This window comes from Marinobacter sp. L-13, assembly GCF_056857715.1.
The window spans coordinates 34,333-47,125 of the sequence record NZ_JBSXNQ010000057.1; the positions used below are offsets into that span (position 1 = coordinate 34,333).

Annotated in this window: 13 protein-coding genes; all 13 read right to left on the bottom strand. The window is 56.8% G+C overall.

Features of this window, described 5'->3' with window-relative positions; translation table 11 throughout:
* Nucleotides 1–2 precede the first annotated feature (2 nt).
* Complete coding sequence (gene lpxA / locus AC13DD_RS12475; protein WP_482931241.1) at nt 3–794, bottom strand: acyl-ACP--UDP-N-acetylglucosamine O-acyltransferase; 792 nt, start codon at nt 792–794, stop codon at nt 3–5.
* Nucleotides 794–1,231 (bottom strand): 3-hydroxyacyl-ACP dehydratase FabZ, encoded by a 438-nt coding sequence (fabZ, locus tag AC13DD_RS12480; RefSeq protein WP_008170365.1) that lies wholly within the window; start codon nt 1,229–1,231, stop codon nt 794–796. Before fabZ ends, lpxA begins: the two co-directional genes overlap by 1 nt.
* A gap of 11 nt (nt 1,232–1,242) precedes the next feature.
* Nucleotides 1,243–2,268, bottom strand: coding sequence for a UDP-3-O-(3-hydroxymyristoyl)glucosamine N-acyltransferase (gene lpxD, locus AC13DD_RS12485; protein ID WP_104270325.1), 1,026 nt, complete (start codon nt 2,266–2,268; stop codon nt 1,243–1,245).
* Nucleotides 2,269–2,315: 47 nt separating this feature from the next.
* Nucleotides 2,316–2,813 (bottom strand): OmpH/Skp family outer membrane protein, encoded by a 498-nt coding sequence (locus AC13DD_RS12490; protein WP_092031642.1) that lies wholly within the window; start codon nt 2,811–2,813, stop codon nt 2,316–2,318.
* Between the two features lie 45 nt (nt 2,814–2,858).
* Nucleotides 2,859–5,177, bottom strand: coding sequence for an outer membrane protein assembly factor BamA (bamA, locus tag AC13DD_RS12495; RefSeq protein WP_482931242.1), 2,319 nt, complete (start codon nt 5,175–5,177; stop codon nt 2,859–2,861).
* A gap of 44 nt (nt 5,178–5,221) precedes the next feature.
* Nucleotides 5,222–6,571 (bottom strand): RIP metalloprotease RseP, encoded by a 1,350-nt coding sequence (rseP, locus tag AC13DD_RS12500; RefSeq protein WP_008170369.1) that lies wholly within the window; start codon nt 6,569–6,571, stop codon nt 5,222–5,224.
* 49 nt (nt 6,572–6,620) lie between these two features.
* The gene (gene ispC / locus AC13DD_RS12505; protein ID WP_273084795.1) at nt 6,621–7,805 is read right to left on the bottom strand and encodes a 1-deoxy-D-xylulose-5-phosphate reductoisomerase; all 1,185 of its coding nucleotides are present in this window, start codon (nt 7,803–7,805) and stop codon (nt 6,621–6,623) included.
* Nucleotides 7,806–7,807: 2 nt separating this feature from the next.
* Entirely contained in the window at nt 7,808–8,647 is an 840-nt protein-coding gene (locus tag AC13DD_RS12510; protein ID WP_273084738.1) for a phosphatidate cytidylyltransferase, read from the bottom strand.
* A gap of 21 nt (nt 8,648–8,668) precedes the next feature.
* A complete protein-coding gene (uppS, locus tag AC13DD_RS12515) occupies nt 8,669–9,439 on the bottom strand; it encodes a polyprenyl diphosphate synthase (RefSeq protein ID WP_008170374.1) in 771 nt (256 codons plus the stop codon).
* A gap of 71 nt (nt 9,440–9,510) precedes the next feature.
* A complete protein-coding gene (gene frr / locus AC13DD_RS12520; protein WP_008170376.1) occupies nt 9,511–10,068 on the bottom strand; it encodes a ribosome recycling factor in 558 nt (185 codons plus the stop codon).
* A gap of 74 nt (nt 10,069–10,142) precedes the next feature.
* Nucleotides 10,143–10,871, bottom strand: a complete 729-nt coding sequence (pyrH, locus tag AC13DD_RS12525) for a UMP kinase (protein ID WP_008170379.1) — start codon at nt 10,869–10,871, stop codon at nt 10,143–10,145.
* 185 nt (nt 10,872–11,056) lie between these two features.
* On the bottom strand, nt 11,057–11,926 hold the full coding sequence (gene tsf / locus AC13DD_RS12530) for a translation elongation factor Ts (RefSeq protein ID WP_008170381.1): 870 nt from the start codon (nt 11,924–11,926) through the stop codon (nt 11,057–11,059).
* A gap of 92 nt (nt 11,927–12,018) precedes the next feature.
* Entirely contained in the window at nt 12,019–12,771 is a 753-nt protein-coding gene (gene rpsB / locus AC13DD_RS12535) for a 30S ribosomal protein S2 (RefSeq protein ID WP_008170383.1), read from the bottom strand.
* Between the last annotated feature and the right edge of the window lie 22 nt (nt 12,772–12,793).

The window sequence follows — 12,793 nt, forward strand, 5'->3', positions numbered from 1 at the left end:
GGTTAGCGGATGATGCCGCGGTGAGCTCCACGCAGGGAGTCAATGAGGGGACGTATTTCTGCAACATCGGAGTAGGACTTCTCAAGCTCTTCGACGGCCTGTTCGGTTGTCAGCCCCTGGCGATAGATCACCTTGTAGGCGCGGCGTAAAGCCAGCAAGACATCCTTGCTGAAACCACGGCGCTTAAGGCCTTCCACGTTCATGCCGTGTGGCTGGGCGGACTGACCGCTCGCCATCACATAAGCCGGAATGTCCTTGAGTACGATGCTGCCACCAGCCGCCATGCTGTGGGGACCAATATGACAGAACTGGTGCACCATGGTACCACCGCCCAGAATCGCGAAATCGCCGACCGAAACATGGCCCGCCAGGGTGGCACAATTGGCCAGAATGGTGTTGTCACCGACGATACAGTCATGAGCGACATGCACGTACGCCATCAAAAGATTGCCACTGCCGATACGGGTTTCGCCACGATCCTGGACCGTGCCGCGGTGGATGGTGCAATTTTCACGAATCACATTATTGTCGCCGATCACCAGAGTGGTGGGCTCGCCCGCGTATTTCTTGTCCTGGCACTCTTCGCCAATACTGGAGAACTGAAAAATGCGGTTGTTGCGGCCAATAACAGTAGGCCCTTTAACGACAACATGGGAGAGGATCTCGGTGCCCTCACCGATTTCCACATCCGGGCCAATGTAACTCCAGGGGCCAACAGTGACGTTGTCCCCGAGCCTGGCTGACGGGTCTACAATCGCCTGAGGATGGACACCCGACCAGTCATTTGTCGCCATCAAACTTCTCTCTCAGCGGTCAGAATCTCTGCCACGCAGACGACTTCACCGTCGACCAGCGCGCGACACTCGAATTTGTAAATACCCCGTTTACCGGAGATGAGTTCCGACTCCATACACAGTTGGTCCCCTGGTAAAACCGGGCGTTTGAACCGGGCCTTGCTGGATCCGGCGAGGTATTGTACCACGCCGTCAGAAGGTTTCCGGCCCACAGTCACAAAACCGAGAATGCCGGACAGCTGAGCCATGGCTTCGATGATCAACACCCCCGGCATGATCGGGTTGTTCGGGAAGTGGCCCTGGAAGAACGACTCGTTAAACGAAATATTCTTGTAGCCCTTGATCGATTTTCCCTTTTCGACCTCCGTGACCCGATCCACCAGCAGAAACGGGTATCGGTGCGGCAGGTATTCCAGAATTTCGTCGATGTTCATCATGTTGATCGGCCTCAGCCCTCTAATTTCTTTTCCAGTTCTTTTACCCGTCTTGCCAGCGCATCCAGCTGCCGGAAGCGGACAGCATTCTTGCGCCACTGACGGTTGCTATCGGCGCTGGTGCCGGATGAATAGACCCCGGGCTCACGAATGTCGCCCGTTACCAGGGTCATACCTGTCAGATGAACCTGATCAGCAATCTCCAGATGACCAGCCACACCCGAGGCGCCGCCGAATACGCAGTGCCGTCCAATGCGGGTACTGCCGGCAATGCCAACCATCGCCGCCATGGCGCTGTGATCGCCGATGCGAACGTTATGGGCAATCTGGATGAGGTTGTCGAGTTTCACCCCATCACCGATGACGGTGTCGTCGAGAGCGCCACGATCAATGGTGGTGTTGGCACCCACTTCCACATCACTCCCCAGAACAACCCGACCGAGCTGTGCGATCCGGTGCCATACACCCTTCTCATTAGCAAAACCAAAACCGTCGGAGCCAATAACGGCGCCACTGAGGATGTGACAACGCTCGCCAATGACCACATCGTGAGCCAGAGTCACCCGTGGCCGGATTAAAGTCCGGGCCCCGACCCTGGCGCGGGCGCCAATAACCGAGCCGGCTCCCACGACGACTTTCTCGCCAATGTCAGCCCCTGCTTCCACCACCACATTAGGACCGATACAGGCATCGTCAGCGATGCTGGCCGACGGATCGACCACAGCAGTCGCGTGAACGCCGGGCAAAGCAACAGGCGCGGGATCAAACCAGTGGCTCAGCTGAGCATAGCCGAGGTAGGGGTTGTCCAGTAACAGGACGTTGGTCGGAGCATCCTTCGCCGAGGCCGGCGAAGCAATAACCGCCGAAGCACGTGTATCCGCCAGATACTTGCCATAGGAAGGGTTAGCGAGAAAACTGATCTGGCCGGGCACGGCGGCCTGCAACGTCGCCAGCCCCGATACCCTGATATCAGGATCACCCCGCAGCTCCGCACCCAGGGCATTGGCAACATCCCCCAGGCGATAGGACCTTTCTGTCATTGCGCGCTCCCAAGCAACGATCAGGGCACCGGGGTGCCCGTCACAGATTAACGGTTCAGTTTTTCAAGAAGCTGAGAGGTCAGGTTCATTTCAGGCTTCACATAGACAACGGCTTCGCTGGGCAGGATCAGATCGAGATTGTTCTCTTCAAGAAGCTCCTTGACCGCCGCGTCCACCTCGGGACGGGCCTGCTCCAGAAATGCCTGCTTACGCTGATTCACCGTTGAATCGAGCCGTTGCTTCAGGAAGTTGAACTCTTTTACCTTTTCCTGGAACTCACCGGCCAGTTTGTTGCGCTCGCTCTCGTTCATCATGGCACCGTCTTTCTCCAGGCGCTCCTGGAGCTTGCGGGCCTCTTCCTGAGCTTCGCGCACCCGGGCCTCATCGCCCGCAAAATCCTTCTGGAGGGATTCGCTGAAGGTCCTGGCATCGTCTGAAGAGAACAGTGCCTGACGCAGGTCCACCACACCAATTCGGGTTTCAGCCATGGCCGGGAATGAAAACGCCATAACCATGGCGGCGAATATCAACATGAATCGGGACATTGGTTTTCTCCTGATTTTCATCCGTAGGTTGTTATTATCCATGCGCTAGAAGGTCTGGCCCAGCGAGAACTGGAATACCTGGGTGTCATCACCCGGCTTGTCGTTCAGCGGCTTCGCCAGACTGAAGGCCAGCGGGCCAACAGCGGTAATCCACTGGAAGCCAATACCGGCGGACATTCTGATTTCGCTCAGTTCCGGATCGAAACCGCGCGCAGTGTCGAACACCTGACCTGCGTCCAGGAAAAACGCCGTTCTCATGGAGCGGGTATCACCGGCAAAGGGCGTGGGGAATATCAGCTCAACACCACCTTCAGTGAGCAGGTTACCGCCGAACGGATCCGGGCGTGAGAGGTCGTTGACGTTGTTCGTAGCAAGGAGACCCAAGGAGTTGGCCCGGTACCCCCGAACCGATCCGTAGCCCCCTGTATAGAAGTACTCGTAAAACGGCATCTGGGTCCGATCTCCGTAACCATCACCATAACCGATCTCTGAACGCGCCCGTAAGATCCAGCGATTATCGTCAGTCACCGGATAGTAGAAATCGGTCTTGTGTGTCACCTTGTAAAAGGTCAGATCGCTGCCCGGCACTGCTACGTCAAGCGACAACGACTGGCTATGGCCATCACTGGGCAGAACACCCCGGTTGAAAGTACTGCGGCGCCAGCTGCCGAAGAGGAAGAAGTTATTGAACGAATCCCCTTCCTCATCAATGAACTGAATGACCTCCTGTGAGGTGAACCGGCCTTCCTTAAGATTGGACTGGGTAAACCCGGCCCCAAAGTTCAAACGGGTGATATTGTCCGTGGGATAACCGAAGGTGATACGGCCGCCATATTCGTCCAGCAGGAAGGCGGAGATATACTCTTCCTCATAATCGGTTTGCCGGGCAAAAAGACTGTAGCCACGGCTTACGCCGTCAACCGTGTAGTAAGGGTCCAGGTAGGAGACGTTTGCGCTTTTGACAAAATTACTCACGTTGACACCGAAAGAGACGCGCTTCCCGGTACCGAAAAAATTATTCTCGGACACGTTGGCGCCAAGAATCACCCCGGACTGCTGCGAGAAACCGACGGAAGCGGAAAGACTGCCCGTCGGCTGTTCTGCCACGGAGTAGTTCACATCAACCAGATCGTCGGTGCCCGGAACTGGTACCGTCTCAACATTCACCATCTCGAAGAAGCCGAGACGCTCCAGTCTGGTCTTGGAGAAGTCGATACGATCCGAAGAAGCCACGCCCCTTTCCATCTGCGTCATTTCCTGGCGGAGAACGTCGTCACGAGTCGACACGTTGCCCTCGAAATTGATCCGTCGCACATAGGCCCGTTTGCCCGGCTCAATGAAAAAGGTCACCGCGGCGGTATTGTCCTCGCCGGGTTCCGGCACGGCGTTCACGCTGGCAAAGGCATAGCCCTCACGGCCGAGGCGGAACGACAGGGCTTCGGAAATTGCCGTCATGCGGGATCGGGAGAATACGTCGCCCTCCTCAACAGGAATCAGCGAGCGCAGCTCCTCTTCACCCATGATCAGCTCACCACGAAGGTTAATCTCGGAAATGGTGTACTGAGGCCCCTCATTCAGGGCAATCGCGATGAAGACTTTTTGTTTGTCAGGCGAAATGGATACCTGGCTGGACTCGACGTTGAAATCCAGATAACCACGGTCAAGATAGAACGACCGCAGCGATTCAAGGTCGCCACTCAGGCGCTCTCTCGCGTACTTGTCCGAGTTTGTAATTGAGTTCCACCAGCTCGTGGTCTGCAGCTCGAACAGCTCTTGCAGTTCTTCGTCACTGAAGTCCTTGTTGCCGATCAGGTTGATATGGTGGATCGCAGCGACCGACCCCTCATTGATATCCAGGCGAATCGCAACGCGGTTTCTGGGCAGCTCCTCGGCCGTTGCCTTTACCCGGGCGTTGTAGCGCCCCTGGGCAATGTAAGAGCGCAGAATTTCCAGTTCCAGACGTTCAAGAGTCGCACGCCGGAATACCTGGCCTTCCTGAAGCCCGGCGCCAGCGAGGGCATCCATCAACATCTCGGTTTCAATGTTCTTGTTGCCCTCAATCTCGATATCGCTGATGGAGGGTCGTTCACGAACCGTCAGGATAAGCACACCGGCATCCCGGCTGGCCTCAATGTCGGTGAAAAGACCGGTCCGGAACAGCGACTTGATCGCATCAGCCAGCTCGGTCTCGTCCACCTGCTCGCCAATATTGACAGGGAACGCGGAAAAAACAGTACCCGCAGATACCCTCTGCAGGCCTTCCACCTCAATATCCGCAACAGTGAACTGATCAGCAAATGCTGGCTTCAGGCCGGACACGGCTACAGCGAGGCCAACGGCTACACCTAGAAGAGAACGTCTCATTCAAATATTTCGCCTGGTTAATGCGCGTAAGGAGCTCGCAATTCTCACAACCGCATCAGGTCGTTGTAAAGAGCAAACACCATTAATGTGAGGATCATTGCCATACCAATTCGTAATCCAAACGCCTGAGCCTGCTCGGAAAGCGGCTTCCCACGGAGAGCTTCGATGGTGTAGTAAACGATATGACCACCATCTAGCACCGGCACAGGCAGAAGGTTCAGAATGCCCAGGCTCACGCTCAGATAGGCAAGAAAACGCACGAAGTCTTCGAACCCGGAACTGACACTGGCTTCAGCAACCCGGGCAATGGTAATTGGTCCACTGAGGTTGGTGGGTGACAACAGGCCGGTGACCATCTTCTTGATGGCCACCAGTGTCAAGCGGGTATCCGCCCAGGTTTCGCTGAGGGCGACCGGAACGGCGGCGAATGGGCCGTAGCTGACATCACGCAGCACCTCTTCTGGCCATGAGATAGCTTCCACACCGGCACCGACAAAACCGATTGACTCACCACTTTCCTGAGTCTTCGCTTCCGGTGTCACGCTGACGGATTGTTCCGCACCATTACGCTCGATGGTTACCTGAAGTGTCTGCTCCGGGGCATTGCGAATAAACTCGACCAGCTCAAACCAGCTACTGATCGGCTCGCCGCCCACGGCCACAATGCGATCCCCGGGCTGCAGGCCGGCAGCCTGAGCGCGGCCACCATCGGAAATCTGCCCCAATACCGGCGGAACAGCCGGGCGCCATGGCGTAATGCCGAACTCGGCTAACGGATTGGGAGTATCGTCACTCAGGCCCCAACCGGAAAGCTCACCGCTGACTGTACCGCGGGCGCCATCTTCCGATACCTCCATGGAAATCAGACCGTGCTCGCCGGTCCGCTCCAGAATGCGCATATTCACATCGCGCCACGAACTGACGCGATGGCCATCCACAGCGTGAATCTCCATACCCTCCTGAAGACCTACCCGCTCGGCCACACTCTCGTCAGCGATCTGCCCGACAATGGGTGCAACATGGGTAACGCCAACCACACTCAGCAGCCAGTAAGCAAAAATGGCGAACAGGAAGTTGGCCACGGGACCGGCCGCCGCAATGGCAATACGCTGGCTCGGAGGCTTGGAGGTAAAGGCCTGATCTCTCAGCTCCTCAGGAACTGGCCCTTCCCGCTCATCCAGCATTTTTACATAGCCGCCCAGAGGAATGGCGGCGACGGCAAACTCGGTCCCATGCTTGTCGTACCAGGAAAACATCGGTTTCCCGAAACCCACGGAAAAGCGAAGTACTTTTACGCCACAACGCCGGGCAACCCAGAAATGACCGTATTCGTGAAGGGTCACCAGGATGCCCAGGGTAAGCGCAAGTGCGAGGACGGTTTCAATAATCTGCATAGCGTTCCTGATTGAATGGCTTCAGCCGGGCAGCATTCTGCTGCGACTATCAGACAGTTAACAGACCTATCTGTTCCCGTGCACAAGCCCGTGCTTCTTTATCCTTGGCGAAGATAACGTCAAAGTTGTCGGCGGGCTCAACGGCGGTCACAGCGAGCGTTCGCTCTATGATAACGGGGATATCCGAAAAACACAGGCTACCCTCAAGAAAAGCGGCAACAGCCACTTCATTGGCGGCATTAAGAACCGCCGGGGCAGTGCCGCCCGCCTCAAACGCTTCGGCAGCCAGGCGCAGGCAGGGGAAACGCACCAGATCTGGCCGCTCAAAGTGAAAGCGGCCGATCGCGAACAGGTCCAGAGGCGGGACACCAGCGTCAATACGCTCCGGCCAGGCCAGGCCGTTGGCAATCGGTGTTCTCATATCGGGACTGCCAAGCTGGGCCAGAACGGAGCCATCGGCATATTCAACCATCGAGTGGATAATACTCTCAGGGTGGACATGCACCTCAACTTTCTGGGGCGTGGTGTTGAACAGCCAGCAGGCTTCAATGAGCTCGAGGCCCTTGTTCATCAGGGTGGCCGAGTCCACGGAAATCTTCTGCCCCATGGACCAATTCGGATGGGCACAGGCCTGGGCGGGCGTTACCGATCGAAGATCCTCGGCAGAATGTTCCCTGAACGGGCCCCCGGAGGCTGTCAGAAGTATACGAGTGATGCCGGCACCGGCAGGGTCCCGGACCTTGTCGGCCGGCATGCACTGGAAAATCGCGTTGTGCTCAGAGTCGATCGGCAGCAATTCTGCCCCCGCTTCGGCCACGGCATCCATAAACAGTTTGCCGGACATCACAAGCGCTTCTTTGTTGGCAAGCAACACCCGCTTTCCCGCCCGCACCGCCGACAGTGTTGGCGAAAGACCCGCTGCCCCGACGATAGCCGCCATCACAGTATCAACACCGGGGGTGGAGGCCACCTCGCACAACCCTTCCAGCCCGCCAAGCACGCGAGTTTCAGGCAGGTCTGCCAGCAATTTTGAGAGGACATCGGCCGCTTCAGGGTCAGCCATGACCGCCACTTTCGGACGGAATTCACGGCAGAGGACCGCGAGCTCTTCCGCACGGGTACTGGCCGTGAGCGCATAGACCGAGAAGCGGTCAGGGTGGCGCCGAACAACGTCCAGGGTACTGAGACCGATGGAGCCGGTCGCCCCGAGAACACTGATAGAGCGGGTTACCATAGTCACCAGTGCCCGGTTGTCAGCCAACCAAGTTGGGTAATAATCAATGCAAATACCGGAATGGCCGCCGTCAGGCTGTCGATCCGGTCCATGATGCCACCGTGACCGGGTAACAGCTGACTACTGTCCTTGATGCCACGGTGCCTTTTGAGCATGCTTTCCAGCAGATCGCCCAACACTGAAACAAGACCCGTGGCGAGGCTGGCAACAATTAGCAGCGAGGTCTGAACCGTCCCCGCCGAAGCCAGCCAGCTGACAACCAGGGCAAAAACCCCGACGGCCATCAGGCCGCCCCAAACGCCCGCCCATGATTTGCCAGGACTGACACGGGGCGCCAACTTTGCTTTACCAAACGCCCGACCGGCGAAGTAAGCACCGATATCGGCAACCCACACCACACAGAATACGTAGAGGATGAGCAGCAGGTTGTTGGTACTGTCACCAAACTGGAAACCGCCGGTTCGCAGGTGATTAAGGCCCACCCACGCCGGCACCAGAACGAACAGCCCCATGACGGCTCTTGCGGGGAGACTGCCCCATTTTTCGGAGCCGCCGGGATAACTGCGAACCAGAAGAAAGCACACGCCCCACCAGAGCAACGATAACCAGAGGACTGCCACAAACGGAACGTTCAGCAGACCGTAAAGAAGGATAGCGGTGGCCAGTGCGTAGCCAACCCGACCGGCAGGACTCTCAATACCGGACATATTCGCCCACTCCCAGGCGCCCAGGGTAATGATGGCGCCGGTAAAGAGCGCAAAACCCAGGGGCGAGAGGAAAAAGATCCCGCCAATGGCGATAGGAGCGAGGATCAGTGCGGTGATAATTCGGGTTTTTAACACGGTTGACGTCGCTATCGTTCGTTATTGTTGTACAGCCTTGGCCGCTATCTGATCATCAGTCTGGCCAAAGCGACGCTGTCGGCCGGCATAGGCCTGCAGGGCCTTGAGCATCTCTTCCTGCTGGAAGTCAGGCCAATACACCGGTGAAAAGTAAAGCTCTGTGTAAGCCAGGTGCCAAAGCATGAAATTGCTGATTCTTTGCTCGCCTGCGGTACGAATCATCAGGTCCGGCATTGGCAGGTCACCGATGCTGAGGTGCTGCTGAATCAGGTCATCGGTGATGTCAGAGGGTGCCAACTGCCCGGAACGGACCTGCTCGGCCACCTTGCGTGTGGCCTGCGTGATATCCCAGTGACCACCATAGTTGGCGGCAATTACCAGGGTCATCCGGGAGTTGTTGCGGGTCAGCTCTTCAGCCGCCTCCATGTGTTCACGCAGTGAGGTGCTGAACGCTGACCGATCACCGATAATGCGCAGGCGGATATCGTTCCGGTGAAGTTTGCGAACCTCGCGCTCAAGGGCGAACAGAAACAGCTTCATGAGCGCCGACACTTCGTCCTTGGGCCGGCGCCAGTTCTCGCTGGAAAAGGCAAACAGCGTGAGCACTTCCACGCCTTCACGGGCACAGGTTTCCACCACTGCCCTGACCGCATCGACACCGGCCTTGTGCCCAGCCACTCCCTTGAGCCGACGGGCCTTGGCCCATCGATTGTTCCCGTCCATGATGATGGCCACATGCCGGGGCCGACTGTCTGCCGACACCGGAATCTCTGCGGATACAGTTCCCGTCATGAAATCCCCTGTGCGGCCGGAGCGCCTCGGTGCTTCGGCCTTTCAATTCGCTTGCAAGTAGGTCCGGACGGTTAAACCGCCATCAGGTCTTCTTCTTTGGCCTTGAGCATCTTCTCGACTTCTGCAATGTAGCGGTCAGTCAGCTTCTGAATATCGTCCTCGCCCTTGCGCTCGTCGTCTTCGGTGATTTCCTTTTCCTTCAGCAGATCCTTGATCATGCTGTTCGCGTCACGACGCGCATTACGGATGGAAACACGACCATGTTCGGCGTCTGCTTTTGCCTGCTTAACCATTTCCTTACGGGTTTCTTCTGTCAGCATGGGCATCGGGATACGGATGATATCGCCGCTGGTCGCCGGGTTCAGGCCAAGGTCTGACGCCATAATAGCTTTCTCAATGGTCGGCATCAGGTTTTTCTCCCAGGGAGAGACCGTCAGCGTGCGGTTATCCTCGACGTTGACGCTAGCCACCTGCTTCAGCGGCGTCTCCTGGCCGTAGTAGTTCACCATGACACTATCCAGGATAGAGGGGTGGGCACGGCCGGTGCGGATCTTGTTGAACGCGGAGTTAAGGGACTCCAGGCTCTTTTTCATTTTCTTTTCGGCTTCTGCTTTGATGTCGTTGATCACTTCAGCATCCTCAATTCGTTCGTCATGTCATTCTGTAATCTGGCGCCACGATCCTGTGGGGCCGGGACAGCGATTCATTCGATCAGTGTACCTTCTTTCTCGCCAGTTACGATGCGAGTAAGGGCGCCGGCACGGTTCATATCGAACACCCGCAGCGGCATGCCGTGGTCACGGGCGAGACAGATGGCTGTCAAATCCATCACACCCAGTTTCTTGTCCAGAACCTCATCATAGGTGAGGTAGTCGTATTTCTCTGCACTGCTGTCGAGGTGCGGATCCGCTGAGTATACGCCATCCACTTTCGTAGCCTTCAGCACCGCGTCGGCCTCGATCTCAATGCCACGCAGACATGCAGCGGAATCGGTCGTGAAGAAAGGGTTACCGGTACCGGCGCAGAAGATCACGACATCGCCATCCTTAAGATCCCGTACCGCGCGACGGCGGTCGTAATGCTCCACGATGCCGCTCATGGGGATCGCGGACATCACACGGGTCCGGATGTTCGAACGTTCCAGGGCATCACGCATGGCCAGACCGTTCATCACGGTGGCCAGCATGCCCATATGATCACCGGTCACCCGATCCATGCCGGCCGCATTCAGGGCTGCGCCACGGAACAGATTGCCGCCGCCAATCACCAGGCCAACCTGCACGCCGATGCCAATCAGCGCACCGATTTCCAGTGCCATGCGGTCAAGAACTTTGGGATCAATACCGAAATCGTGCTCTCCCATCAGGGCCTCGCCACTGAGTTTGAGCAGAACACGCTTGTATCTGGGCTGGGTTTTCGATGATGTCGGCATGATGATCCCCTTGTCGTCTGTTGGCTGCTATCCGGCGTGGTACCCGTTGCAGGCTTGTATCTGACATACTCCTCATAAAAAGGGGTATCTCAGATACAAGCCCGCCACGAGAGCCGGGAATTCCCGGCTAACGTGGCAGACTCAGGTGATACAGTGGCTCAAAGCCCGCTGCATCGAACGAAGGATCAGGCCTTGCCTGTGCCGGCTGCAGCAGCAACCTCGGCAGCAAAGTCCACTTCTTCCTTCTCAATGCCTTCACCCACTTCCAGACGAACGAAGCCAACCAGCTCGCCGCCGTTGGACTTGATCAGCTCGCCCACGGTCTGGTCCGGGTTCTTGACGAAAGGCTGCTCAACAAGGCTGTTCTCCTTGAGGAACTTCTTGATGCGGCCACCCATCATCTTTTCGACGATCTCGGCAGGCTTGCCTTCCATATCCGGCTGGGCCTTGATCACATCCTTCTCTCTTTCGAGTTCTTCAGCCGGCATATCTTCCGGCTTGCCGACACGCGGGTTAACGGCAGCTGCGTGCATGGCGATGTCACGGGCAACTTCAGGATCACCGGCAGTCAGGGCGACAACCGAAGCGATCTTGTTGTTGCTGTGAACGTATCCACCAACAACCGGGCCTTCAACCTTGACGACACGACGAACAGTAATGTTCTCGCCGATTTTCTGAACCAGCGCTTCACGCTTGGATTCCAGATCGCCTTCCATCAGCTTGGCTACGTCGGTTTCGCCATTTTCAAACGCAACGTTCAGCACGTCGTTGGCAAAGTTCAGGAAGTTGTCATCGCGAGCAACAAAGTCGGTCTCGGAGTTCACTTCCAGAATAAAGGCAACGGTGTTGTCGTCAGAGATCTTGATCAGTGAAGCGCCTTCAGCGGCGGTACGGCCGGCTTTCTTGGCAGCTTTCAGACCGGATGACTTGCGCAGCTCTTCGATCGCAGCGTCAACGCTGCCTTCGGCTTCAACAAGTGCCTTCTTGCATTCCATCATGCCAAGGCCGGTACGCTCACGCAGCTCTTTGACCATTGCAGCGGTAATTGCAGCCATGTTCAATCCTCTCAACTGTTCCGAATTCGGTGGGGCGGTGTGCCTCGGAAAACACCAGGCACACCTTACATCTAAACCGTGAAGGTAAAACGTTACTCAGCGGCTGGAGCAGCGCCTTCAGCGTCTTCGCTGACTTCAACAAACTCGTCAGCACCGGCACCAGCAGACTGGGCTGCTTCCATGCAGGTATCAGCAACGGCTTTCACGTAAATCTGGATCGCACGGATAGCGTCATCGTTGCCCGGGATCACGTAATCGACACCGTCGGGATCACTGTTGGTATCAACAACACCGATGACAGGAATACCAAGCTTGTTGGCTTCCTTGATGGCGATACGCTCGTGGTCAACGTCAATCACGAACATCGCGTCCGGCAGGCCGCCCATGTCCTTGATACCACCAATGGAGCGCTCAAGGCGGTCCATTTCACGGGTACGATCCAGTGCTTCTTTCTTGGTCAGCTTGTCAAAAGTACCGTCCTGACTCTGGGTTTCCAGGTCACGGTAGCGACGGATAGACTGACGGATGGTCTTGTAGTTGGTCAGCATGCCACCGAGCCAGCGGTGGTTAACGAACGGCTGACCGGCACGCTCGGCTTCTTCCTTGATGATCTTGGCCGCGGCACGCTTGGTACCAACGAACAGGATCTTGTTCTTGTTCTCTGCCAGCTGCTGAACAAATTTCAGCGCGTCGTTCATGGCAGGAACAGTCTGCTCAAGGTTGATGATATGAATCTTGTTACGGGCGCCGAAGATGAACTTCGACATTTTCGGGTTCCAGTAGCGGGTCTGGTGACCGAAGTGAGCACCTGCCTTCAGCAGGTCACGCATATTTACCTGAGCCATGATAGTTACCTTTTTAGCTTCG